The sequence below is a fragment of the Nonomuraea sp. NPDC003804 genome, from assembly GCF_040610675.1.
Taxonomy (GTDB): domain Bacteria; phylum Actinomycetota; class Actinomycetes; order Streptosporangiales; family Streptosporangiaceae; genus Nonomuraea.
On record NZ_JBEXMT010000007.1, the window covers coordinates 61947 to 86215 of the forward strand.

Genomic DNA, 24269 nt, shown 5'->3' on the forward strand with positions numbered 1-24269 from the left:
GCCCGGCGCACTCGACGAGCAAGACGGGCCGGGTGAGCGCCGGATGTGCGGGCGGGCGGCGGGTGGGGCGGGCTGGGTGCGGCTCGCCGGTCGGGCGGTGGCTCAGGAGGGTCGCAGCACCCGGGTGGCGCCCGCGATCAGCGCCGTGGCGAGGATCCAGCCGGACGTGATCAGCGCGTACGCCAGCCCCTGCGTCCACCCCGCCGGGTCGAACAGCTCGCGCTGCCCGAAGGTGGGCAACGGCAGCAGCAGGTCGAAGGTGTAGGCGAAGGAGTCGAACCCCGGGCTCTCGGCCGGTTTCAGCGCCCTGGGCGGCTCCATGCCGAACACCACGGTCCCCACCGCCAGCAGAAGCGCGAACCACAGCGCCGCCAGCCAGGGGCGGTAGCCGTACCCGACGGTGGCGTCGAGCAGCCGGCCCCACAGCCGCCCGCCGGCGCCGAACGTGCGGCGGCGGGCCCGCTGCTTGGCGAGCAGGGTACGGCGGGCGAGGGTGTCGTTGCCGTCGCGCAGGTACCAGGCGGCCAGCTGCTCGTACGGCTGCGGCAGGAACCCGCGCGGGTCGCGCGAGACCCACTCGACCCGACGTCCCACCCCGCCGCCGCGCAGGGTGTCGTAGACCAGGCCGTTCAGCCGCAGCTCGGCGGGCCACGTGGCGGGGTCGTCATGCAGCGTGCCGATGCGGGAGTGGGCGAGGCTGACCACGCCCTCGACGGGTTCGGCGTACTTCAGGTAGACCTCGCGCGCCTCGATGTGGCTGGCGTGCAGCGCGTAGGGGGTGTCGGGGCTGCGCAGGACGCCGCTGATCGACAGGTTGCCGTTGATGCGGGCCCCGCGCAGCCTCAGGCAGCCCAGGGCGGTGAACCCCTTCCCGCACTGCAGGACGTCCTCGACGACCATGCTGTCGCCGGTCAGCGCGTCGGCGCCGGGATTGCGGAGCGTCGCGCCGTTCAGGAAGAGCCCGCCGTTCAACCGCGCGCCGACCAGCCTGAGCCCGCCGGAGACCTCGGCGTTCTCCAGGTAGTAGCCGGCGTCTACGGTCAGCGCGCCCGTGTACACGCCACCGTCGATCTTGGTCCCGCCCATCCACAGGCCGTTCTCGAACGTGGCGCGGGCCAGCCGTACCGTGCCGGTGACGTGCGCCCCCGACAGGCTGAGGTGCCCGGCGACGCGCAGGCCGCCGCCGTTGAAGCCGGGCATGTAGCAGTCGGTGAAGCGCATGGTCCTGGTGACGCTGCCGCCGAAGTCGGGCGCCTCGTCGAGGTAGCAGCCGCTGAGCGAGAGCTCGTGGTCCACGGTGCCGCCGCGCAGCTCCAGGCGTCCGGTGATCCTCGCGCCGCGCAGCCGTACGGCGGGCACCGTGCCCACCCCGGGCTCGCGCGCGCCGAGCAGCAGCGCCACGATCACCTGTGCCCTGACCGTGCGCTCGGGGCCCCACGTCGCGCCGTCGGCGGGCGCGTTCTCCCCTGCGGTACGGCCGATGCCGACCGGATTGTCCCCCAGCTGAACCTGCGTGCCCGAGTGGAACGCCCGCCACAACCTGCGTTCCGCCTGGGTCATGCGCAGGCGTAATCCGTTCTGAACGACCATGGCCTGATTGTTACGCAACCTTTCGCTGACCAGCCGCATCTACCTTGTGACGAAAGGAAGAAGGATGAACCGTACCCGCGGGTTCGCACTGCTCGCCGTGGCCACCGCCGCCTCGGTACTCATGGTCACGCCCGCCCAGGCGGCGGCGAAGAGCGAGGTCAGGTACGGGTGGGTCGCCGCCTGTGCCAAGAAGGACTACACCGTCCCGTGCGGCCCGTGGCATCTGGCGCTGGGCAACGGCAAGGACGTCCAGCTCAAGGACGCGGTCGTGCATCCCACGGTGGCGGGCGGGAAGATCGACAAGGAGGCGAGCGCGCCGGTCGCGATCAGCGGCGACGGCCGGCTCGTCGGCTACTTCCGTGCCGCCGACCGCAAGCTCGTCATCCGTGACCTGGCGTCCGGCTCGGTCAAGGCGCTGCCCGGCACGGCGGCGCTGGCGCCCAAGAGCACCGGCATGCTGGGCGTGGACCCCACCTTCTCCCCTGACGGACGCCGCCTCGTCATCGACTACTACGACGACCCCGGCAAGCTGCCCTCGCTCCTGGTCGACCTCAAGACGAACGCGATCCACAAGATCCCCGGCAACGAGACCGTCCAGGGGTTCAGCCCCGACGGCTCGCACCTGCTCACCACCCGCGGCACCGACGACAACACCACGGAGCTGGCCGTCTACGACGAGTCGGGCACCGAGGTGCAGAGCAGGGTCGTGCCGCAGGTCGTGGCGAACAACGCGCCGATCGGGCTGGCCGACGACGGCGTCACGGTCGGGTTGGTGATCGTCAGCCCGCAGACGAACGGCAAGACGCGGCTGCGCACCTACGACCTGTCCGCGGACGCGGTCTCCGACGCCGTCACCCTCCGCCTGCCCGCGGGCGAGTCGCCGAGCCGGCTGGTCTGGAACACCTCGGGCGACGTCACGCTCTGGACCGTCACGTCGGACGCCGAGGGCAACACCTCCAAGGCGATCAAGCGCGCGCTCAACCCGGAGACGGGGGCGACCTCCGTTCGCGACTCGTTCCGCATCAAGTCCGGCGCCTGGACGTGGTGGTTGCCCGGCGACTGACCCCAGTTATCGTGCCTTATGGGGAAAATCTACGAGAAGCTGACAGACCGGCTGCGTGAGTTCATCTCCGCGCAGCCGGTCTACTTCGTGGCCACCGCCCCCGAGTCCGGCGGCCACGTCAACGTCTCACCCAAGGGCTACGCCGACACCTTCACCGTCCTCGACGACCTGACCGTCGCCTACCTCGACCTCGACGGCTCCGGTGTCGAGACCATCGCCCACCTGCGCGAGAACGGCCGCGTCACGGTCATGTTCTGCGCCTTCCAGGGGCCGCCCAAGATTGTCCGCCTGTACGGCACCGGCCGCGTCGTCACCCACACCGACCCGGAGTTCCCCGGCCTGCTCACGCGCTTCGGACCGCATCCGGGCGTGCGGTCGATCATCGTGATCAGCTGCGACCGCATCTCCGACTCGTGCGGCTACGCCGTACCCTTCATGGCCTTCGAGGACGACCGCGCACTGCTCGACCAGTGGTCGGAACGCAAGGACGTGCAGCAGAAGCGCGCCTACCGCGCCAAGAACAACAGGGAGAGCATCGACGGGCTGCCCGCCCTGAATCCCGCGGAAACCGACCCCGTCACCACCCACTCCTGACCTTCTTCGGCCCCTGGCCGGCGGCCGGCCACGCGCTGGGGCGCTTCCACCCGCCTCGTCGCCGCCTCCCCCGGCCAGACTCCATCCCGCGCCCCCGCCTCTCGCTGCCACCCGCTCCTGTACGCCCCCCATCTCCCGTCTGACGGACCAGAGCGCTGTTCGACGTGGCCGATAAGGTCATCCCTGGACTGGTCCGGTCGTTAGGGTGGCTGCCATGCTCGTCCCCCTCCTGGCCGCAGGCTCCCTCATCCTCGGCGGCACCCCCGCCGTCCCGGAAGCCGCGGCCTGGAGGGTCCAGGAGCCTGCGATGTCCGGATCGTCGGCGACGCCGAGCCTGACACCTGCGCGAGCTCAACGGGCGGCCGTCCGCTATGCCGGGCTCGCCTCCTGTCCCGGCGCGACCGGCAAGCGGCGCGTCTGCAGCCCCTGGCGGCTGTGGTTGCGCGGCGGCAAGACGTTCGACCTGCCCGACGCGCAGGTCCGCTCCCTCGACGCCAGGGGACGCGAACAGGCCCTCCGGGCTCCCATCTCCGTCGACCCCTACGGCCGGCATGTCGCCTATTTCGCCACCACCAACCACCGCCTGGTGGTCAGGAACGTCCCGTCAGGCAAGCGCACCCCCGTCCCCGGCCAGGCCGGCCGCCTGCCGTACGGCCTGCGCATGTCGGACGTCACCCTTCGGCTCGGCCCGCACGGTCGCTTCCTGGTCGTCGACCCCGTCGTCAGCAGCACCCAGCGCCCTCCCACCGTCATCGAGGTGGCCACCGGAAAGACGTGGCCCCTTCCCCCACCCGCCCGCGTCCAGGGATTCAGCCCCGACGGGCGACTGCTGCGGCTGGTGCTCGACATGAAGGAGACCGCCGTCTACCGTCCGGGCGCTGCCGTTCCGTCGGCGGGCGTTCCGTTGACGGGATGGGGCGCCCTGGCTCCCGGCGGCACGACGCTCGCCGCAGCCGCCCGCGAGGGCTCACGCGTTTCGGTACGGTTCCACGACCCGGTACGGCACGACGGCACCGCCGGCGCGACGGAGCCACGAACGCCGGTACGAGTGAAGGTTCCCGCCGCGGAGCAGCCCCGGATGCTGACCTGGGACTCCTCGACGCGGCTCACCCTGCTGACCTTCACCGAGCCACGCACCTACGTCGCGCGGTCGATCGACCTGCGGGACGCGTCGGCACGCCTGGCGGACCGCTTCACGCTCAGCCGGGACACCTGGGACGTCCACCTGGCCGGCGACTGACCCACGAGGCCGCCGCACGCCGAGGTTCAGCGGCGGTAGCCCGCCATCCGCTCCAGCCGGGCGACCCGCTCCGCCGTGGACGGGTGAGTGGAGAACATCCGCCCCAGCCCGCTCCCGCTGAACGGGTTGGCGATCATCATGTGCGACGCCGACGTCAACCGGCTGTTCTCCGGCAGCGGCAACCGCCTGACCCCCATCTCGATCTTGCGCAGGGCCGACGCCAGCGCGAGCGGGTCGCCGGTCAGCCGCGCCCCCGACTCGTCGGCGTGGAACTCTCGCGTCCGCGCGACCGCCATGTGCACCATGCCCGCCGCCACGGGCCCGAGCAGCATCATGAGCAGCGCCCCGAGGAAGCCCGGCCCCTCGTCGTCGTCCGACCCGCCGAAGAACACCGCCACGTAGCTCAGCCAGGTGATCATCGTGGCCAGCGCTCCGGCCACGGACGAGATCAGGATGTCCCGGTTGTAGACGTGTGACAGCTCGTGCCCGATCACCCCGCGCAACTCACGCTCGTCGAGCAACTGTGTCAACCCGTAGGTCACGCACACCACCGCGTTACGCGGATTGCGTCCGGTCGCGAAGGCGTTCGGCTGGACCGTCGGCGAGATGTACAGCCGCGGCATCGGTTGCCTGGCCTCAGTGGACAGCTCGCGCACGATCCGGTACAGGGTCGGCTGCTCGACCTCGCTCAACGGTCTGGCCCGCATGGCCGAAAGGGCGATCCGGTCCGAGAAGAAGTAGGCGACCCCGCTACCGGCCAGCGCGAGCAGGACCGCCAGCTGGACACCTGTACCGCCGCCCAGCCATGCCCCCACCGCGATCATCGACGCGGAGAGCAGCCCCAGCAGGAGGGCCGTACGCAGACCGTTGTGATGCAAGGGTTCCCCCCTTCCGAGGTGTGGGCTCACCTGTACCAACGTCGATGCCCACGCCGAGCGTTCCCGACCGCCGTGACCTGTGGGAATGGAGTGGTTACAGTGCGGCTACATCGAGGACCAGCTGGGGCGCGACGGAGAACAGCACCGCCACCGCGAACGTCAAGCCGATCGCCACCCACACGGCCGCCGGCTGACCCGTACGGCGCTGGGCGTCGCCGGTCGGCTCGGCCGCGGGGGCGAACAGGCGCGCGGTCCACACGATGTAGTAGTAGAGGCCGATGACCGTGTTGACGGCCATGACCACGGCCAGCCAGCCGAGACCGCCGTTGACGATCTCACGGAAGACGACGACCTTGGCGAACAGGCCCGCGAGGCCAGGGGGCAGGCCGGCCAGGCAGATCAGGCTGAACGCCAGCGCCAGCGCGGCCGCCGGGCGCCTGAACACCAGCCCGCGGTAGTCGTCGATCTCGTTGCCCGGGCTGGTCCTGGACATCAGCATGACCACCGCGAACGCCCCGAGGTTCATGGCCGCGTAGAACACCAGGTACGCCACCGACGCCCCGGCCGCCAGCCCGCCGCTCCTCGCCACCGTGATCACCGCGAGCGGCGCGAGGATGTAACCGGACTGCGCGACGGAGGACCACGCCAGCAGCCGTACGGCGGAGCGCTGCCGCATCGCCAGGAGGTTGCCGACCGTCATCGTGAGCGCCGAGACGATGGCGACGATGGGCGCCCAGGTCCGCGTCTGCCCGTGCAGCGCGCTCGTCAGGACGAGGATGAGCCCCGCGAACCCCGCCGCCTTGGAGACGACCGAGAGCAGCGCGGCCACGGGGATCGGCGCGCCCTGGTAGACGTCGCCCGCCCAGGAGTGGAACGGCACAGCGGCGATCTTGAAGGCGAACCCCGCCACCACGAGCACCACTCCGACGGTCACCACCATGGGCAGGCCCGTGGTGATCTCCAGCGCCGAGGCGTAGCCGGCGGCGGATCCCTGCTGTCCGGCGGGCACCGCGCCGCCCACGACCGCTGACAGGTGCACGCCGTCCAGAGCCCCGCCCAGACCGGCCCCGCCCAACGCCCCGCCCGGACCGGCCCCGCCCGACGCCGCCGTCAGGCCGGACGCGCCCAACGCCTCGCCCAGGCGCGACAGGTGGACGGTGCCGCTCATGCCGTAGAGCAAGGAGACGCCGAACAGCATGATCGCCGTGGACACCACGGAGACCAGGAAGAGCTTGACCGCGGCCTCGGAGGCCCTGCCGTCGTAGCGTTTGAGCGCTGTCAGCGCGAAGACCGGCAGCGAGACCAGCTCGAGGGCGACGACCAGCATGATCAGGTCACGCGAGGCGGGCAGGGTGGCGGCGCCGACGAGCGTGCAGAGCAGCAGGAAGTACCACTCCCCGACCGGGATGCGGCCACCCGCCAGCTCGGTCATCGACAGCAGCACGACCACCGCTCCGGCGACGAGCGCCAGCCCCGCCAGGACGAGCGTGAACGTGTCGACCACGAACGAGCAGGCCGGAGGACCGTGGCCCGCCAGGTCCGGTGGGACGCAGAACGTCCGCAGGGTTCGGCCCCCCACCGCCTGCGCCACGACGAACCCGAGCGCGACCGCGACGCCGGTGAGGGACACGACTCCGAGCGCCGTCCGGACCGCCGCCGAGTGCGCCAGGAAAGCGTCGAGCAGCAGCACCAACCCCGCGACCACGGTCAGGACCAGCGGCGGCGCGATGGCGAAGTAGTCGATCGTCTGGATCATGACGCCACCGCCCTCGGCTGCCGAGCCCTGCGGAACCTGCTTACCCATGCAAGCGTGGGAAGCTCGAGCGCCTGGCGAGCAGAGGAGATCGCAGCCGCCTGGCCGGCAGGAGGAGACAGAGCGGTCATGGCGTGCCTCCCAGCAGCATCTGGACGGCGGGCGTGGTCAGCGCCAGGAGCGCCTTCGGCCAGAGCCCGAAGACCAGAGTCAGCACGACGAGCGGCACCCACGCCACGAACTCGTATCCCCGCACGTCGAGCCCTCTGCGGTCGAGCGTGGCGACGGCCGCGCCCTGGTCGCCTTCCCGTGCCTCGGCCCCGCTCCGGTCCGGCGCGGAGGCAGCCGTGTCTTCGCCGCCGGGCCCGCCACTGGCGAGTCGCGCCATGTCGGGACCGACCCGCGCGCCTTGCGCCGCGACCAGTTCGCCGTGGTCGTCTCGCGCGATGTCAGGGCCGCCCTGGTCGAACGGGGCGGCGGCGCGTGCCTGGTCACCCTGTGGGCGCACCTCCGCCGGCTGCCCGTGCGTGACCCGGGACAGCATGGTGAGGAAGTACGCGGCGGTCAGCACCGCGCCGATCCCGCCGATCGCCATGTACGCCAGGAAGAGCGGCCTGGGCAGCCCGGGTGCCGGTTGGAAGGCACCCAGGAGCGCCAGCATCTCGCCCCAGAACCCGGCCAGCCCCGGCAGCCCGAGCGAGGCGATGGACGCGAAGGTGAGCAGCGAGCCCAGGTGGCGGTAGCGGGCCAGCATGCCGCCGCCGAGGGTGGGCATGTCGGCGGTGCCGTACCTTTCCTTGACGGCGCCGGCCAGGAAGAACAGCAGGCCGGTGATCAGACCGTGGGCGACGTTGGCGAACAGGGCGCCGTTGATGCCGACGGTGGTCAGCGTGGCGAAGCCGAGCAGGACGAAGCCCATGTGGCCGATGGAGGAGTAGGCGATCATCCGTTTGAGGTCGCTCTGGGCGAGACAGGCCAGTGCGCCGTAGACGATGCCGACGACGGCGAAGGCGCCCAGCCACGGGGCGACGGTGGCGGCGCCCTCGGGCAGGACGGGGATGGCGATCCTGGCGAAGCCGTACGTGCCCATCTTGAGCAGCACACCCGCCAGCAGCACCGAGCCGACGGTCGGCGCCTCGGTGTGCGCGTCGGGGAGCCAGGTGTGCAGGGGCCACATCGGGGTCTTGACCGCCAGGCCGAGGCCGATCGCGACGAAGGCGAGCACCTGTACCGAGCGCGACAGTCCGGCGCCGTGCGCCTGGGTCAGGGCCACGATGTCGAGCGTGCCGGTCTGCGTCCAGATCAGCAGCAGGCCGAGCAGCAGCACGACCGACCCGAGCAGGGTGTAGAGGATGAACTTGATCGCTGCGGCGCGGCGCCCCTGACCGCCCCAGATGGCGATCACGAAGTACATCGGGATGAGCACGACCTCGAAGAACACGAAGAACAGCAGCAGGTCGAGGGCGAGGAACGTGCCGAGCATGCCGACTTCGAGGACGAGCAGGGTGAACAGCAGGGCCCTGGGGCGCGCGGGCAGGTGGCCGGGGCTCCAGCACAGGTAGACGAAGCAGAGGAACGTCAGGAGCGCGGTGAGGACGACGAGTGGCAGGGAGATGCCGTCGACCCCCAGGTGGAAGCGCAGGCCGAGGCCGGGGATCCAGGGCAGGTCGACGGTGAACTGGGGTCGCGCCGCCTGGCCGTACGCGAAGGTCGCCGCGAGCATGACCGCGAGCGCGAGGGTGAGACCCGAGACGGCGAGGCCGATGAGCCGGAGACGGCCCGCCGCGGCGGGCACGAGCAGGACGCCGGCGCCGAGCAGCGGCACCGCGAGCAGCGCGACGGACAGCCAGGTCATCCGAGCACCACCGCCCCCACCGCGATCAGCAGGACGCCCGCGAGGACGCCGCTGACGTAGAGCTGCACGTTGCCGTTCTGTGCCAGGCGCAGCAGGCCGGAGGCTCCCTGCGTGGTACGGCCCGAGCCGCGCACCGCGCCGTCGACCACCCTGTCGTCGGTCCGCACCACCAGCCCGGCCAGCGCCAGAACAGGCCGGACGAACAGCGCGTTGTAGACGGTGTCGACGTAGAAGGCCCGTTCGGCCGGCACCCGGAGCGGGCCGAGGATCTTGGCGGGATCGGCCAGCGGGTCTCCGCGCCACACCGCGTAGACGATGCCGGCGCCCAGCAGCGCGAGCGCGACGCTGATGGCCGCGGTGCCCCAGCTGAGGTGGCCGGCGCCGAGGAAACCAAGCCCCAGGGCGGGGACGGCGAGCACCACGACAGGGCCGAGCATGGAGGGCGGCGCCTCGCGGGTGTCGACGACGTGGGCGGTGCCGGGCTGCGGTTCGGGCAGGGCCAGCGACCGTTCCCGGCCGAAGAAGGTGCGCAGCCATGCGCGGGTGGCGTAGGCGCCGGTGACGGCGACCGTCGCCAGCGCGCACGCGTAGAGGAGCAGGCCGGCGGCGTCGGTGAGCGTGCCGGCGCCGACCGCGTGCTCGACGGCGGCCAGCACGCCGTCCTTGCTGAAGAAACCGCTGGTCGGCGGCAGGCCCATGAGCGCGGCGAAGCCGATCGTCATGGCGACGAACGTGACGCGCAGCTCGCGCCGGAGGCCGCCCATCTGGCTCATCAGGTTGGAGCCGACGTGGTGGATGACCGCGCCCGCGCACAGGAACAGCAGCGCCTTGAACGCTCCGTGAGTGAGCAGGTGGAAGATCGCCGCGGTGTCGGACCCCGCGGCGAGCGCGGCGGCCATGAAGGCGAGCTGGCTGATGGTGGAGTAGGCCAGCACGCGTTTGAGGTCGTCATGGGCGAGGGCGGCCAGCGCCGCTCCGAGCATGCCGAGCGCGGCGAGCACGGCCAGGACGTCGAGCGTGGGCGGCGCGGCGAGGAACACTTGGAAGAGCCGGGCGACCAGGAAGATCCCGGCCGCGACCATCGTGGCGGCGTGGATGAGCGCGCTGATCGGCGTCGGGCCCGCCATCGCGTCGGGCAGCCAGGTGTGCAGCGGCACCTGCGCGCTCTTGCCCGCGACCCCCGCCAGCAGCAGCATCGTCGCGGTGACGACGGTGGCGGTCGGCGACTCGGGCACCTTCGCGATCACGTCGTCGATCCTGAAGCTGCCCGCCGACAGGCCGAGGACGAAGATGCCGAACAGGAAACCCACGTCGCCGAGGCGGGTGACCAGGAAGGCCTTGACCGCGGCTCTGGAGTTGGCGCGCTCCTCCCACCAGTGGCCGATCAGCAGGTAGGAGCAGAGCCCCATGATCTCCCAGCCGACGTAGAGGAGGAGCAGGTCGCCCGCGTAGACGACCAGCAGCATGGCGCTGGTGAACAGGCTGATGAACGCGCTGTAGGACGGGTAGCGGGGGTCGTCCTTCAGGTAGCCGATCGAGTAGATCTGGACGGCGAGCGCGACGATCGTGACCAGGACGGCGACGATCGCGGAGAGCTGGTCGGCCTGGAGCGTCAGCGCGATGGGGACCCCGCCGGTCTCGATCGTGCCGTACGTGGCGCCCGCTCGGGCGGCCTGGCCCTGGGCCGGCTCGGCGGCCAGGCGGTGGAAGAAGGCGAACCCCTGGCCGGCCGCCAGCCAGAACGCCAGCACCGCGGCGGCGGTGGCCGGGACCACCGCGAACCACGCGGCCCTGCGGTTGGCCTTGGCGTCGGCGCTTTCCAGCGCGGGGTGGACGGCCGAGCCGTACGGCAGGTCATGGCCGGACACCGCCTGGGGCGGGCCGGTGCGTGGGATGTGGCCGCGCGGCCAGCGGGACAGCAGCAGGCCGGCGGCGGCCGCCAGGAACGGCAGGACGATGATGATCGCCGGGAAGGAGTCGACGTAGCTGCGGCTCACTGGGCTCTCCCTCGGCTCGCACGCTCTCCTGGCCTGGGGGCACCTGGTGCACCGTCGCCTGTGGCCGGCGCGCCTTCGCCACCCTCCGGGACACCTTCGCCGCTTTCCGGGACACCTTCGTCACGCGACGGGACCCCTTCGCCGCCCGGCGGGACACCTTCGCCGCCCTCTGGGGAACCTTCGCCACTCTCCGGAGGCGCCGCGCGGCCCTCCTGTGCCGGGTTTTCCTGGCTCTGCGCCTCCTGGCTCTGCGCCGCCTGGCTCAAGCTCGCCTGACCTGGGCCCTCCTGACCGGGGCCTTCCTCGTCCGGGCCCTCCTGACCCGAGTTCACCTGACCCGGGCCCTGCTGACCCGAACTCACCTGACCCGAACTCACCTGACCCGGGCCCTGCTGACCCGAACTCGTCTGACGCGAGCTCACCTGGTCCTGGCCCTCCTGGACCGGATGCGGTGGGGACGGACTCGGGGTGGTGAGGCTCGCGACGGCGTCGAGTTCGGACAGGTCGCGGAGCCGATCGAGGTCGACGGTCTTGCGGTTGCGGTAGACCGCCAGGACGATGGCCAGCCCGACGCCGAGCTCGGCGGCGGCGATCACGATGACGAACAGTGTGAGCACCTGTCCGCCATGGAGCCGGTCGCGCAGCCAGACGTCGAAGGCGACCAGGTTGAGGTTGACCGCGTTGAGCATCAGCTCGACCGACATCAGCACCAGGATGGTGTTGCGGCGGGCGAGCACGCCGTACACACCGATGGAGAAGAGCAGCGCGGAGACGACGGCCGGGTAGACGATGTGCACTACTTCCCCCTGCCCTCGGCGGTCGGGGGCGTGTCGTCCGGTCTGATGTCGGTGCGCGAGATCACGATGGCTCCGACCAACGCGGCGAGCAGCAGGACCGAGAGCGCCTCGAACGGCAGCACCCACGTGCGGAAGACGCTCGCGCCGAGCTCTCCCGCCGCACCGCCGCCGGGCTCGAGCGGGGTGTAGGCGTGGCGGAAGCCGTCGATGACCACGGCGACCAGCACGCCCGCCGTCGCCAGCGCGACCACGGCGGCCACGATTCTGTTGTCGCTGTCGAGGTCGGCCGACCTGCCGATGGGTGCGCGGGTGAGCATGATGCCGAACAGCAGCAGCACCACGACCGCGCCGACGTAGATGAGCACCTGCACCCACGCGACGAACTCGGCGGTCAGCACGAGGTAGCACCCGGCGAGCGCGCCGAAGGAGACCACGAGCCAGAGGGCGGCATGGACGAGTTGCCTGGTGGTCACGACGAGCAGTGCGGATCCGACCGCCACCGCACCCAGGAGCAGGAAGACGATTTCTTGCCCTGTGGGGGACAGGTAGGAAGGCACCGCCGCGGTCACTAGTCCTCCTCGGGCTCCTGTGTCTCGTGACGCTTCAGCCCGCCCGGCGGACGGATGGAACGCGGATCGACCATCCGTCGCCTGCGCGGCTCGGTGGCAGCAGTCTGCTCCGCCGACTCCGGCGGCGACGACGACGCGCCGGAACCTGTGGAAAACTCTTCGTCCGGCGAGCGGCCTGTGGATGAACCTGTCCGCGGGGGCTGCGGCGGGGTGGGCAGCGCTCCGGGCGGGCGGATGCCGCGCACGTTGCTCATCCGGGCGGAACGGGGACGGGCCTCGCGCTGGGTCTGTCCGGCTGCGGGCGCCGCCTCGGGCTGGCCCTCACCGCTCCCGCCCTCGCCGGTCCGGCCCTGGGCCCGGCCCGTGGCGTCTTGCCCCGTCTGTTCGGCGCCGCGCGTCCCGCCTGCCGCAGTCTCGGACATGCGCGCCGCGCTCTCCGCGGTCTCGGACGTGCTCGTCCCGCTCTCCGCGGCCTCGGGCTTACTCGTCGCGCTCTTCGCGGTCTCGGACGCGCTCGCCGTGCTTTCCTCAGCCTCGGGCGTGCTCGTCCCGCTCTCCGCGGCCTCGGGCGTGCCGGACCTACGCGGTGGCGCGGTTTCGGGCTTGCCGGAACCCGGTGCAGCTCCGGGCTCGCCTGACCTGTCCCGTGCGGTCTCGCCCACGTCTGATGCGTCCGACGCACTCCCGGGCGCGCCGGACGTTTCCGGTGCGACCTCCGACGTGCCGGATGTTCCTGGTGCGGCCTCTCGCGGGCCCGATGTTCCCGGTGCGACGCCAGCCGCTCCTCCAGCCGTGCGCCCGGCGGCACCGGTCACTTCCGCTGGTCCTCCGGGTCGGTGTGCGGAGGCCTCGCCCGGCGTCGTCTCGGCTCGGGCCGTCGCGCGTTCGGCAGGCGTCTCGGCCGGTGCCGTTCCTTCCGCACGGCCGCGCGCCGTCGCCCTCTCCCCCGTACGGCCGGCCGCAGCCCGCCCGGCTCCCTCGCCACGAGCCGCAGCCCGACCGGCTCCCTCGCCGCGGGCTGGCGCAGCGCCCTCCCCCGTACGGCCGGGCGCGCCGCCCGGCGTACGGGTCGGCCGGACGGTCGCCGCGAGCTCCTTGGGCGGCTCGGCTCCCACCTCGTGTGCGGGAGGCGGCGGCACGGCCTGCGTCCACTCCCGCAGCCTGTCCTTCTCGTGCAGGAGGTTCCTGATGTCCCCCTCGGCGTACTCGAACTCCGGCGCCCAGAACAGCGCGTCGAACGGGCACACCTCGATGCAGATCCCGCAGTACATGCACAGCGCGAAGTCGATCGCGAACCTGTCGAGCACGTTGCGCTGCCTGGGCCTGCCGCCCTCGGGCGCGGGCAGTGTCTCCTTGTGCGAATCGATGTAGATGCACCAGTCGGGGCACTCGCGGGCGCACAGCATGCAGGAGGTGCAGTTCTCCTCCACCAGCGCGATGACACCGCGGCTACGGGCGGGCAGCTCCGGCCGGACCTCGGGATACTGCTGGGTCACGGACCTGCGCAGCATGTGGCGAAGGGTGACCGAAAGCCCCTTCACCAGCCCTACTCCAGGTATCCGTGCCATGATTCAACATCATGACGCACTATGCGTCGCAGGTGAATCCATCAGCCTGTTGTCCCCAAGGTTTTCCACAGTCATCCACAGGATACGTGCGGGTTATCCACAGCCGCCGTCCACACCCCTGCTTATGTCGCCGCTACCCGATACTCTCTCGCCCATGCCGCACCCCCGCCCCCACCGACCCAGCGCCGGAGCCTGGACGGCCGCCGTCGCCTGGGCCGTGGTCCCGTTGCTCACGTGCGGCCTGGCCACGCCGTTCACCATCGGGTTCGCGGCGTTCTGGCTGCAGAGCAAGTGGCTCGTCATCTCCGCCGCCCTGTACGGCGCCTGCGTCAGTGCGTTCATGATCGTCGTGTGGAGCTACGACGACATCTCGCATGCGCCCGACTGGCTGTTCGGGCTCGTCGGGCTGTGCCTGATGGCGAGCTGGATCGGCGGAGTTATCCACAGCGGCATCCTCGTCCCCCTGATGGCGAGAGGGCGGTCCGGATCCGCCCCTGCGCCCACGCCCCCGGCCGGCACCATGCCCGGCCACCTGCCCGGCCCCCCGCCCGGCTCCATGCCCGGCTCCATGCCCGGACACCCGCCCGGCCGCATGCCCGGCACCATGCGTCCTCCGCCGCTGCCCGTGCACGACCGCGCCACCCACCCCACAGGCCACGCGCGGCGCATGGGCGAGCCCGAGTGGATCGGCCACTATCGCGTGCTGCGCCTCCTGGGCCGCGGCGGCCAGGGCGCGGTCTACCTCGCCGCCGCGCCCAACGGCACCCGGGTGGCCGTCAAGGTGCTCCACGATCTGGGCGACGAGCACGCGCGCAGCCGGTTCGCCCGCGAGGTCGACGCCGCCCGCAGGGTCGCCACGTTCTCCACGGCCAGGCTGCTCGACGTCAGCATCGCCCCCGACCTGGCCTACACAGTGAGCGAGTACGTGGCGGGGCCCTCGCTCGAGCAGCTCGTCCGCGACCGGGGGCCGCGCGACGAGGACAGCCTGACCAGGCTCGCGCTTGCCACGTCCGGGGCGCTGGCGGCCATCCACAAGGCGGGGGTCGTCCACCGCGACTTCAAGCCCAGCAACGTCCTGATCGGCTCCGACGGCCCCCGCGTGATCGACTTCGGGATCGCGCGCTCGCTCGACCACTCCACGATGACCGGCAAGATGGCGGGCACTCCGCCGTACATGTCGCCCGAGCAGCTGTCCGGCACGCCCGTCGGCCCGCCGTCCGACGTCTTCAGCTGGGCGGTGACGATGACCTTCGCGGCGACGGGGCGTCCCGCGTTCGGCGAGGACACCGTGCCGGCCGTCTTCAACCGGGTGCTCAACCTGCACCCCGACCTGTCGCCGCTCCCGCCGTCGTTACGCGGCGTGGTGGGGCCCGCGCTGTCCAAGTCGCCCTCGGAGCGCCCCACCGCCGCCGAGATCATGCTGGCCATTGTCCAGTGACCCTGGCCTGCTTCGCCTGCTTGGCCAACTGGTCCATGCGTGCCCTGAGCTCGGCCTCCCTACGCGCTGCCGAGAGCCGCACCTCGTGGTCGCTGTCCTCGATCGCGTGCCGTACCCGCAGCTCTTCCTTGTGCAGCCGGATCTCGCCGTCTCCCGTTCGCAGCCGTTCGTTGAGCCGCAGGTCGTTGTCGTGGAGGCGCTCCTTGCTCTCGCGCTGGGCGGCGAGCCGCCGATCGTAGGCGCTGGGCTTGCTGATCAGCTTGGTGAGCACCGGAAAGCAGTCGATGACGATCAGCAGGCCGGCCAGCACCAGGTGCGCCCAGAAGACGGCCCAGTTGGCGGCGGTCAGGCTGCTCAGCGCGCGGAACTGCTCCAGCAGCCCCGGCTGCCGGCTGCGGGCGGCGGACCGTCGCGAGATCTCGGCGGCGATGCCGGTGGAGACGGCTTGTTCGTACGTGGCGGCGGCCGTCGCCCGATCGTTGGTGAGCTGCGTGACCGTCTGTTCCAGTTTCTGGAGTTCCTGCTCCTTGGTCTGCAGAGCCTGGCGTGTCGTGTCGGTGGCCGCTCGCCGTCGTCCGCACCAGTAGCCGTTGCCCGGCCGGCCGGTGAAACCCTGGCCGGCGCCCGTGCCGAGGCACTCCTTGCCCTCCAGCGCGGCCTGCGAGGTTTCCAGTTTCTTGAGCCTGGCCACTTCCTTCTGCCGCTGGTCCCGCTGCGCGATGGTGGCTTCGAGCGTGCGGGTGTCGGCCCGCGGGACATCGAGCTTGAAGTCGTCGCAGCCGGTGGGGGGCTGCTGGTCCCAGCCTGGATAGCAACGCTTGAACCCGGCCCTGAGCTCCTGGTCGGCGAGCCGCCGGTCCTCGGCCACCTGCTCGATCACGGCCGACTCGAACGCCTTCAGCGTCAGCGGTTCCGAGATGACGACCCCGATCAGCACCGAGATCGCCAGCCGGGGCAGGAGGCGCGCGACGCGGTCACGCCCCGTCACGCCGTGCGTGCTGGTGACGAGCCAGCTGTCGAACACGCAGATCACGGTCCCCCAGATGGCCGCGGCGGCCACGCTGGCCGGCATGGAGGCACCGAAGACCTCGTGGACGACGATCCACAACGAGGCCGCGGCCATGAGGGCGGTGGACAGGATGATCGCACCCGTCCTGGTGAGAGTGGGACGGTCCTCCGGGACCCAGTCGAGGATGGATTCGTTCACCCCCGACACCATCCGGAGCATCCGCGGGATCCCGAACCGGCGGCGCACCGGCGCCATCCGGTCCAGTTCCGCCTGATGAGTTTCGACCGGCGCGGCTTCAGTCGTCACCGACGCTCTCCTCCCTCGGGGCGGACATGTCGTCGTCCTGTCCCGAAGACTCGAGAGCCGACGCCTGCTGAGCGGGCGTCACGGCGGTGCGCGCCTCCGCCGGGGTGCCGTTGTCGATCAGTTGCTCGATGAGGAACTGCCCCATGTCGGAGTGGTCGGCGAGCCCGCGGTCGATGGCCTTGCCGGTGAGGGTGGCGAGGTTCTGCCGGTTCTCCTGCGCGATCAGGATCTCCTGCCGTTCCTTCTCCCGCTCCCAGTCCTGCTGCGCCCGCCCGGCCTCCCACTCCCGCTGCTCGCGCTGCGCGGCCAGCTGCTGCTTGAGCTGCTCCTGCTCCTGCTTCAGCCGCAGCTCCTCCTTGCGCAGCTCGTGGTCACGCTCCTCCTTGGCGGCCTCGAGTTGCTGTGCCCGCTGCTCCTTCTCCCATTGGAGCTGGAACTCCTCCTTGTGCCGGGCCCACGTGCGGTCCTCGCGGCTGAGCTCCCATTCCTGTTGCCGGCTCTCCTTCTCCTGGCCCAGCCGTAGCCCTTCCTTGCGCAGTTCGAACTCGCGCTCGTCCTGGGCCGCGTCGAGCTCCTGCGCCCGCAGCTCCTTCTGCCGTTCGAAGGCCCTGACCTCCTGGAACGCCTCCCATTCGCGTTTGTCCCTGTCGGCCTCCCACTCCAGGCGCCTGCGCCGCTCCTGCTCGTCGAGGTTCCGCCGTACCTGCTCCGCCTCGTCCAGCCGGCGCATGAGCTCGGTGGAGCTCAGCTCCCCTCGGGCGACCGCGTAGGAGATCACGGCGTAGGGGTCGGAACCGGTCTCCTCGTGGAAGGTGCGCGCGTGCCTGAGGTCGGCGGCCAGCCTGCGCTGGCGCTGCTCGAGCTCGAACTCGGTCTCCTCGCGATCCAGTTCGTGGGCGAAACGGCGTTCGACGCGCGTGCGGTCCTGCTCGTGCTGCAGGTCGTCCATCTCGTACCCGCGCCGCCTGGCGGTCAGGTCGTGCTCCTGCTGCAGATCGTCCATCTGGTAGGCACGCCGCCTCGCGGTCAGGTCGTGCTCCTGTCGCAGGTCGTCCATCTCGTACGTGCGGCGCCTGGCGGTCAGGTCGTGCTCGAAGGCCATCTCGCGCCGCCTGCGCTCGTGGTCCTTGGCCTCCTGCTCGGCGGCGCGCTTCTCCGCGATCACCTCGTCGGGGGTGAGGACCTCTATCGCGGCCAGCCGGACGAGCATGCCGGAGACCAGCGGTGGCTGCGCCTGGCTGTAGATGCTGAGCTCGGTGAGCGCGTCGTCCTGCACGCTCGCTCGCGCCTCGATGGGGTGGTCGAGGCCGAGCTGGTGGATGCGGTGGTAGCCCTTCACGTACGCCTGCAGCGGCACGGCCAGGTCGGTATGCCCGTTGCGGGCGACCGTGATGGGATCGGTGACGCTGCAGGTGAAGATGACCCGCAGGAGGAACTCGTCCAGCCCGCTGGAGGGCAGCGTGAGGTCGACCTCGACGGGCTGGTCCTTTCGCATGTCGACGACGCTGTAGCCGGTGGCGTTGACGACGTGCTCGTCGGCCGGGCCGAGGCTCTTCTCGTCGCTGCGGACATGGCCGCCGCCGACCGCCAGCACGACGACCTCGTGCGGCAAGGGCATCGGTATCTCGTCCACCGCCCGTGCCGCCTTGCGCCAGCGCTGGCGCTCGACGGGTCGTAAGGAGGCGCTGCTGCTGATGGGGTACGGCATGCTTACCAGTCCTCGGATGGGAAGATCTTCGGAAGTAGGATCATGAAAAGGCGTTGGGGGCTCGTCCCGCTCCTGCGCCGTGTCGCATGTCGCCGGAAGTCGCGGTTGAAGGGGGCGTGCTCGCGGACGGGCAGCGCGTCGGCCAGGTCGCGGTACAGGCTCTCCACGAGTTCCACCGGCGGCGGCGTCAGCCGGTCGAGCGCGTCGAGCACGTTGTAGAGGGTGTCGAAGACCGTGCTCCTGCTCGGCCTGTTGACCATGGCGGCCGCCCAGAGCCTGGCGAACAGCTTGACGTCCCTGTCTCCGCGCCGCAGATGCCGTACGGCCAACGGCATCCCGTCCTCACCGGGCGCCTCGAGCACCATGACGGCGACCCGCAGGGCGCGTGCCAGCCGCGGCGTGCCCGGCCTGGAGAAACGGCGCAGCCGCTCCCCGAGATCGTCCAGCAGGAACCGGTGCGCGCCGGTGTCGGTCCAGCTGAGGGTCTGGTAGAGGCCGACGATCGCCAGGGAGGCGCTCTCGCCTGCGGTCTCCTCCTCGGTGAGCTGCCACAGGTAGTGCAGGGCATCTCCGGTGTACAGGACGCCGACCAGGCTGGAGAAGGCCAGCGCGGCCGCCCGCTGGCGCAACGGCTCCCTGCTGCGCGCCCAGCGGATGGCCGTCTGCCTGGCCAGCGGCGCGAGGCTCTCGTCGAGGCACATCGACCACAGCACCTCGACGGCCGCGTTCCAGCCGCGCCGCCCGCGCTCGCCGGCGGACCACGGCTGGAGGAACTGCTCCCTGACGCTGTCGAAGTCGTCGCGGGCCACGAGCGCGAGCCCCGTGGCGAGCTCGCTCATGGCGAGGTCGTCGGGCTGGACCACCACCTCGTGCAACCAGGCGAACAGCGGCTTCCAGAAGTCGGCCGGGTAGCGGTCGCAGAGCTCCGCCGCCACGCGCGCGCGATAGCCCTCCTTGCGGAAGACCACGCAGCGTCTGAACTGCCCCGCGATGGCGTTCTCGCCCTCCGCCACGCGCTTGACGGTCGTGATGAGGGAGTCGTCGGACCGCTTGCGGCTCTGCGTGAAACCCTTGGGGACGGCCTCGGCGCCTTCCTCGGGCGAAGGCGGCAGCACCCGGTCGACGAGGGCGGCGAACTTCGCCTCGAAGCGGCCCTCCGGCAGCCCTTCGAGGAACAGCAGGGCGGCCACCTCCAGGACCTCCCGGTGCGACGGATCGCCGCCGAACCATTTCTGCACGTCGGACCACAGCTTGGGGTCCAGGTCGTTGAGGGAGTCCTCCGGCCGCCTGCCCGACGAGACGTCCCTCGCGAACTGGACCACGTCCGCCAGGCTGTGCTGTCGCAGCTGGGCGTGGTACTGCTCCGCCCCCGTCGCCCCGTTGACGCGAAGGACGTCCTCCACGGCCGGTGGCCGCCAGGCGAAATGCGGCACCGCCGGGGACTGCGGGCTCGAGATCGGATCACCACTCGTGATGATCATGTAGGCCCCGGCCTTGAGGACGTTCTCCGTCAGCAGTGCCAGGCTCGCGTCGCCCGCGTCGGTCGCCGCCTCGTCGCCGGACCAGCCGAACACGAGGTAGACGATGTTCTTCTCATAGCTGCGCTCGGCCAGCTGGCCGAGTTCCTGGTCGGGGAGCGGCATGACCAGCGGGATGCCCGGATCGACACTCGTGGCCACGTTGATGGCGCCTGCGCGCTTGCCGCTTCCCTGCGGGCCGTACAGGACGATGACACGGTCTTTGCGCAGCGCCTCGACGGCGTGGTCGTGCGCGGGAGGGGGCGCGTAGGCCCGGGTGGCCGCGTCGATCATCTGCTGCGGCATCCTGCCCGCCGCCCGCTGGGCGGGAACGCTCGACGAGGGCCCGCCGAACCCGATCGCGCCGTTCGTCAGGTAGACCGACCCGTTGAAGGTGGTGTTCGCCGTCTGGTTGGCGTAGATGCGTTCGTTCGGCGTCTCCGCCGCGGGCGGCTCGGACGACTGGGTCACCGTTCGCTCCGTCGTCAGTTGTTCGAGATTCCGATCACTCCGCCGTCCAGCCGTACGTCGCCGTGGAAGACGGTGTGCACGACCTGACCGGCGGTCTTGGCGCTGGGAGCGGCTTCGGCCGCGCCGGTCGCCTCGGGCAGGTCCAGGCCGTGCACGTCGGCGCCGGGCACGAACAGCCACGCCTCGCCGCTGTACTTCTTCACCTGGATCTTCACCTGCCGGAAGTCCGACGGTTCCACCGTGGTGTATCCGCCCGCGACCGTGCCCTGGTAGACGTCCCGGGAAAGGAGCAGCGCCAGGTGGGCGTCGTCCGCGGCGGCGATGGCGGCGCGCAGGGGAGCCGAGTCGAGCAGCCGGCCCACGACCACGGCGGGCTCTCCCGCGAAACCGTTGTCGGCGGCGCTGACGACGCCGACGTGGGCCGCCACTCTGAGACGAAGCCTGTCGTCCCCGTTTCTGGCGGCATTGTGCCGTTTGAGCAGCCTGTTGAGATGCCGAATGAAGTCGTCGACGATCCTCGGCTCGGACTCGGTCGGCGGAATGACGGCGAACACGCCGTCTCCTGACGGCTGCAACGACCAGCCATCGATGTCGAGTACGGCACAGCGCGCCGATTCCCGGATAAGCCGCACCAAAGCCGCCTGGATCTCTTCTTGACCACCATCGTCGCGAAGGCTGTAACCGACGACGTCGATCGACACGAGCATGCTGCGGACGGGTGAAGCCGACACCGTCACCGCGGCCCGTTGCTGATGCCGATGGTGCCGCCGTGCATGGTGACCGTGCCGTCGAACACGTTGTGCACGACCTGGTCCGCGTGGGCGGTCAGTTCGATCCGCCGGACCAGCGGGGCCGTCCCTGGATCCTCGATGAGGAGCGCGACCAGGCCCTCGTAGAGCTCCTCGCGGCTTGCCGGGGTCTCAGGCAGCCCCTTCTCGGCTCGCGAGTCCTTCAGCCGCTGCCAGAGGGATTTGACCGCCTCGACAGTCGATTCAGTGCCATATGCACCAATTCTCTCAAGACTCCCAGAAGCCACCGCACCCCAGATAAAAGTGGCTATATCGGGCAAATTTGCGCTGCTCATCTTCTCTCCCGGTCGCGTGACGATCAAGTCTGGCACAGGCACCAAGAAAGAAAGGCGTATATATCCGCAATTCAGGAGATTAGCGAGAAGTCCCGTAATCCTTGCAGGTCGTGAACCGTTACCCGCCGGTATCGCGTATCCGCGAGCCCCTTCGCCCGCAACAGGCGCATCGCCTTGTTGACCGCGTCCTCGCGGGCGCCGACCAGCCGTCCGAGCTCCGCCTGGGTCAGGCTCACCCCCACGTCGAAACCGCCGGGCGCCTCGAACCCGTGCCGGTCGACGAGATCGGTGAGGACTTGCGCCACCCTGCCCGTGACGCTCAGCGTGGCCATGTCCAGCCTGCGACGGTTCGCCCAGTCAAGACGGTCGGCGATCATCTGCGCCACCGCCGCCCACACGGCCGGACGCCGCTTGACGAACTCCGAGAACACCCCGGGCGGGATCGCGTGCACCAGCGCCTCGGAGCACAGCATCACCGTCGCCGAGCGCGGGGTGCCGCGCAGCAGGGCCAGCTCCCCCACCATGTCGCCACTGACCCGGATGCCGAGCAGCACGTCGTCGCCGCTCTCCATGGTGGCCGTCACCTTCACCAGCGCCGTCCTGCCGTCCGCGGGGGCGCGCAGGACGAACACGTGCCCGCCGTCCGGCACGCCCTGGTGGATGAGCACGTCCCCCGGCCGGCGCATTCTCGCCGGGGCCAGCGCGAGGAGTTCGGCACCCACGTCGACGGCCAGCCGATCCATCAGCGTGCCCGACGGCCACACGGTCATCCCGCGGCGACCTTGACGACACCCGTGATCGCCAACTGCAGCAGGGCGAGCGGGACCAGTCCCACCCAGGCGAGGCGCTGCAACTGGTCCTCCCGGAGCCGGGGGAAGCTGACCCGCAGCCAGATCACCAGGAACGCCAGCGCGAACACCTTGAGGAAGGTCCACACCACGCCGGGCAGCAGCGGGCCGTGCCAGCCGCCCAGGAACAACACCGTCGTGAGGAGGCACAGGACCACGATGCCGACGTACTCGGACAGCATGAACAGGGCGAACCGCATGCCTGTGTACTCGGTCATCGGACCCATGATGATCTCGGACTCGGCGATGGGCATGTCGAACGGTGGGCGGCGCAGCTCGGCGAGCCCGGCGAGGAAGAAGACCACCCCGCCGATCGCCTGCCAGGGCAGCCACCACCACTGCCACGCCTCGACGATGCCGTGCAGGGAAAGCGTGCCCGCCGCCATGGCCACCGACGACGCCGACAGGACCAGAGGGAGCTCGTAGGACATGAGCTGGGCCGCCGCGCGCATCCCGCCGAGCACCGAGTACTTGTTGGCCGAGGCCCACCCGGCCATGATCGCGCCGAGCACGCCGATGCCCATGACCGCGAGGACGTAGAACAGGCCGAGGTCGAGGTCCACGGCGACGAGGCCGGGGCCGATGGGGATGACGATCAGGACGAGCAGGTAGGGGACGAGCGCGACGCCCGGCGCGATCTGGAAGACACGCCGGTCGGCGGCGGCGGGGATCACGTCCTCTTTCTGGGCGAACTTGACGCCGTCGGCGATGAGCTGGGCCCAGCCGTGGAAGCCGCCGGCGTACATGGGGCCGAGGCGTGACTGCATGTGGGCCATGACCTTGTGCTCGGTCTGGCCGACGATCAGCGGCAGGAGCAGGAAGACGAGCAGGATGACGACGAAGCTCAGGACGATGTCGAGGACTTCACCCATCAGGCTCCTCCACGGGCGCGGGTGGTGCGGGAGACGACGGTCGGGGTGGCTGGGCGGCGGGGGCGGTGCCCGCCCAGTCGGCGGGTACGCCGGGCGGGAGCGTCTTGCGGCGGCTCGGTGCGCCGTGGCCGGACTCGCCCGGCTCCTTGGCCCCTGGCCAGGGCTTGGCGACCCTCGCCGCCAGCACGAAGTCCTTCCGCAGCGGATGCCCTTCGAAGCCGTCGGGCAGCAGCAGCGGCACCAGGTAGGGGTGCTCCTCGAAGACCACCCCGAACATCTCGAACGTCTCCCGCTCGTGCCAGTTGGCTCCCCGGTACACGCCGACAGCGGACGGCAGGCGCGGGTCGGCACGGGAGACCGTCGTCCGCAACAGCAGCCGGTCGCGCGTGGACGGGTTGTAGACGTGCGCGACGATCCCGAACGCGTCCGGCGGTTCGTCCACGCCGGTCAGCCAGTCGAAGAACTCGTGGCCGGTGTCCCGGCAGAAGGTCAGCAGCTCGATCCAGTCGGCCGGGGCCACGTCGACGGTGCGCTCGCCCCACGACTCACTGAGCTGCGCCCGGTCCCCGAAATGCGCGCTGAGCGTCACGCGTCCTCCTGGCCGGGAAGGGACAGGACGTAACGGTCGCCGAGCCGTTCCGCCGCGATCTTCTCCTGGAGCTTCATGATGCCGTGCAGCAGCGCCTCCGGCCTGGGCGGGCAGCCGGGGACGTAGACGTCGACGGGAATGATCTGGTCGACTCCCTTGGTCACGCAGTAGGAGTCCCAGTACGGGCCGCCGGTGTTGGAGCAGGCGCCGAAGGAGATGACGTACTTGGGGTCGGGCATCTGCTCGTAGAGGCGTTTGACGGCGGGGGCCATCTTGTCGGTGACGGTCCCGGAGACGATCATGAGGTCCGCCTGCCGGGGTCCGTTCGCGAACGGGATCACGCCGAAGCGGATGAAGTCGTGCCTGCTCATCGAGGTGGCGATGAACTCGATCGCACAGCACGCCAGCCCGAAGTTGAAGACCCACAGGGAGTAGCGCCGTCCCCAGTTGAGCACGAAGCGCATCGGCTTCGGCGCCAGCCGGGAGACCGGCCCCACAGTCGGCATCGGAAGATCGGCCATGT

General features: G+C 70.8%; 20 protein-coding genes and 2 pseudogenes. 5 read left to right on the forward strand and 17 right to left on the reverse strand.

The window, feature by feature from the left end:
- Positions 1-102: 102 nt before the first annotated feature.
- Complete coding sequence (locus ABZX22_RS11455; protein ID WP_354907607.1) at positions 103-1590, reverse strand: hypothetical protein; 1488 nt, start codon at positions 1588-1590, stop codon at positions 103-105.
- 64 nt (positions 1591-1654) lie between these two features.
- Here ABZX22_RS11455 and ABZX22_RS11460 point away from each other — a divergent pair, with 64 nt between their 5' ends.
- From ABZX22_RS11460 to ABZX22_RS11470, 3 genes are all read left to right on the forward strand, one after another.
- Positions 1655-2653, forward strand: a complete 999-nt coding sequence (locus ABZX22_RS11460) for a hypothetical protein (RefSeq protein WP_354907608.1) — start codon at positions 1655-1657, stop codon at positions 2651-2653.
- Positions 2654-2671: 18 nt separating this feature from the next.
- Positions 2672-3247 carry a pyridoxamine 5'-phosphate oxidase family protein gene (locus ABZX22_RS11465; protein WP_354907609.1) on the forward strand — a complete coding sequence of 192 codons (576 nt, stop codon included), beginning with the start codon at positions 2672-2674 and terminating at the stop codon, positions 3245-3247.
- 214 nt (positions 3248-3461) lie between these two features.
- Entirely contained in the window at positions 3462-4487 is a 1026-nt protein-coding gene (locus ABZX22_RS11470) for a hypothetical protein (RefSeq protein WP_354907610.1), read from the forward strand.
- Positions 4488-4513: 26 nt separating this feature from the next.
- Here ABZX22_RS11470 and htpX read toward each other — a convergent pair whose 3' ends face one another.
- The 4 genes from htpX to ABZX22_RS11490 all read right to left on the reverse strand — a co-directional run bounded on the left by htpX (position 4514) and on the right by ABZX22_RS11490 (position 10970).
- Complete coding sequence (gene htpX, locus ABZX22_RS11475; protein ID WP_354907611.1) at positions 4514-5365, reverse strand: zinc metalloprotease HtpX; 852 nt, start codon at positions 5363-5365, stop codon at positions 4514-4516.
- A gap of 94 nt (positions 5366-5459) precedes the next feature.
- Positions 5460-7169: an NADH-quinone oxidoreductase subunit N gene (locus ABZX22_RS11480; RefSeq protein WP_354907613.1), complete on the reverse strand. Its 1710-nt coding sequence runs from the start codon at positions 7167-7169 to the stop codon at positions 5460-5462.
- A gap of 76 nt (positions 7170-7245) precedes the next feature.
- On the reverse strand, positions 7246-8973 hold the full coding sequence (locus ABZX22_RS11485) for an NADH-quinone oxidoreductase subunit M (protein ID WP_354907615.1): 1728 nt from the start codon (positions 8971-8973) through the stop codon (positions 7246-7248).
- Positions 8970-10970, reverse strand: a complete 2001-nt coding sequence (locus ABZX22_RS11490; protein WP_354907617.1) for an NADH-quinone oxidoreductase subunit L — start codon at positions 10968-10970, stop codon at positions 8970-8972. Before ABZX22_RS11490 ends, ABZX22_RS11485 begins: the two co-directional genes overlap by 4 nt.
- A gap of 287 nt (positions 10971-11257) precedes the next feature.
- On the opposite strand from ABZX22_RS11490, the pseudogene ABZX22_RS11495 reads away from it, so the two are divergent.
- Positions 11258-11353, forward strand: a pseudogene (locus tag ABZX22_RS11495) (hypothetical protein); the annotation flags it as partial.
- Positions 11354-11482: 129 nt separating this feature from the next.
- Here the strand turns inward: ABZX22_RS11495 and nuoK are convergent.
- The 3 genes and pseudogenes from nuoK to ABZX22_RS11510 all read right to left on the reverse strand — a co-directional run.
- Positions 11483-11767: pseudogene (nuoK, locus tag ABZX22_RS11500) on the reverse strand (NADH-quinone oxidoreductase subunit NuoK); the annotation flags it as partial.
- On the reverse strand, positions 11767-12336 hold the full coding sequence (locus ABZX22_RS11505) for an NADH-quinone oxidoreductase subunit J (protein WP_354907619.1): 570 nt from the start codon (positions 12334-12336) through the stop codon (positions 11767-11769). The gene ABZX22_RS11505 and the pseudogene nuoK, both read right to left, overlap by 1 nt.
- A complete protein-coding gene (locus ABZX22_RS11510; protein ID WP_354907620.1) occupies positions 12336-13847 on the reverse strand; it encodes a 4Fe-4S binding protein in 1512 nt (503 codons plus the stop codon). Before ABZX22_RS11510 ends, ABZX22_RS11505 begins: the two co-directional genes overlap by 1 nt.
- Positions 13848-14058: 211 nt before the next feature.
- On the opposite strand from ABZX22_RS11510, the gene ABZX22_RS11515 reads away from it, so the two are divergent.
- Positions 14059-15342 carry a serine/threonine-protein kinase gene (locus ABZX22_RS11515; protein ID WP_354907621.1) on the forward strand — a complete coding sequence of 428 codons (1284 nt, stop codon included), beginning with the start codon at positions 14059-14061 and terminating at the stop codon, positions 15340-15342.
- Here the strand turns inward: ABZX22_RS11515 and ABZX22_RS11520 are convergent.
- From ABZX22_RS11520 to ABZX22_RS11560, 9 genes are all read right to left on the reverse strand, one after another.
- A complete protein-coding gene (locus ABZX22_RS11520; protein WP_354907622.1) occupies positions 15320-16549 on the reverse strand; it encodes a DUF4407 domain-containing protein in 1230 nt (409 codons plus the stop codon). The genes ABZX22_RS11515 and ABZX22_RS11520 overlap by 23 nt on opposite strands.
- A 97-nt stretch (positions 16550-16646) precedes the next feature.
- Positions 16647-18365: a hypothetical protein gene (locus ABZX22_RS11525; RefSeq protein WP_354907624.1), complete on the reverse strand. Its 1719-nt coding sequence runs from the start codon at positions 18363-18365 to the stop codon at positions 16647-16649.
- 2 nt (positions 18366-18367) lie between these two features.
- Positions 18368-20353, reverse strand: coding sequence for a hypothetical protein (locus ABZX22_RS11530; protein ID WP_354907626.1), 1986 nt, complete (start codon positions 20351-20353; stop codon positions 18368-18370).
- A 14-nt stretch (positions 20354-20367) separates the two neighbouring features.
- Positions 20368-20907 (reverse strand): hypothetical protein, encoded by a 540-nt coding sequence (locus tag ABZX22_RS11535; protein ID WP_354907627.1) that lies wholly within the window; start codon positions 20905-20907, stop codon positions 20368-20370.
- Positions 20908-21086: 179 nt separating this feature from the next.
- Positions 21087-21437 carry a hypothetical protein gene (locus ABZX22_RS11540; RefSeq protein ID WP_354907629.1) on the reverse strand — a complete coding sequence of 117 codons (351 nt, stop codon included), beginning with the start codon at positions 21435-21437 and terminating at the stop codon, positions 21087-21089.
- Between the two features lie 71 nt (positions 21438-21508).
- Entirely contained in the window at positions 21509-22207 is a 699-nt protein-coding gene (locus ABZX22_RS11545; protein ID WP_354907631.1) for a Crp/Fnr family transcriptional regulator, read from the reverse strand.
- Complete coding sequence (nuoH, locus tag ABZX22_RS11550) at positions 22204-23157, reverse strand: NADH-quinone oxidoreductase subunit NuoH (protein WP_354907632.1); 954 nt, start codon at positions 23155-23157, stop codon at positions 22204-22206. Before nuoH ends, ABZX22_RS11545 begins: the two co-directional genes overlap by 4 nt.
- The gene (locus ABZX22_RS11555; RefSeq protein ID WP_354907634.1) at positions 23150-23746 is read right to left on the reverse strand and encodes an NADH-quinone oxidoreductase subunit C; all 597 of its coding nucleotides are present in this window, start codon (positions 23744-23746) and stop codon (positions 23150-23152) included. The genes nuoH and ABZX22_RS11555 overlap by 8 nt, the downstream gene beginning before the upstream one ends.
- Positions 23743-24210 (reverse strand): NADH-quinone oxidoreductase subunit B family protein, encoded by a 468-nt coding sequence (locus ABZX22_RS11560; protein ID WP_354907947.1) that lies wholly within the window; start codon positions 24208-24210, stop codon positions 23743-23745. The genes ABZX22_RS11555 and ABZX22_RS11560 overlap by 4 nt, the downstream gene beginning before the upstream one ends.
- Positions 24211-24269: the final 59 nt, after the last annotated feature.